This window comes from Bacillus sp. SIMBA_008 (assembly GCF_046535495.1).
Taxonomy (GTDB): Bacteria; Bacillota; Bacilli; order Bacillales; family Bacillaceae; genus Bacillus; species Bacillus subtilis.
This window is the reverse complement of the sequence record NZ_JAWRWL010000048.1, coordinates 1-422: the sequence shown is the minus strand read 5'-3', so window position 1 is coordinate 422 and position 422 is coordinate 1. Positions and strand designations below refer to the sequence as shown.

Here is a 422-nt window from a genome sequence, read left to right as displayed (position 1 = left end):
CATATGCCGATCGGAACCCCAATAATAATCGAAATCAAAACAGATGTGACGACAAGCGCCAACGTTTGCAGCATCGGCGACCAATAACCCAAATAATCAATAACAAGGAATCCGATTAGCGTAAAGAGTGCAATTCCTCTCGTACTGATCCACCAAGCGAGAGCTGCAAAAATAACAGTCAATAAAATAGACGGGATGAAACCCAAACCGCTCACAATCGCGTTTACGAAAGCGGCCAAACCGTTTGAGATTCCGTCAAAGAAACCTCCGAACGTCATGGTAAGCCAGTCAACAAACCGGTCAACGATATCTGCTAACGGAATTCTAGGCAATCTGTCCATTTACTTCACCCCCTGAACAGAAGAATCCTGAGCTTGTTCAGCAGAATCTTCAACATTTATATAATCGTTATTTCCTGAAAG

1 pseudogene is annotated in these 422 nt (G+C 43.4%); it reads right to left on the bottom strand.

The window, feature by feature from the left end:
* Window positions 1-341 (bottom strand): annotated as a pseudogene (opuAB, locus tag SB658_RS22030) (glycine/proline betaine ABC transporter permease subunit OpuAB); the annotation flags it as partial.
* Window positions 342-422 lie beyond the last annotated feature (81 nt).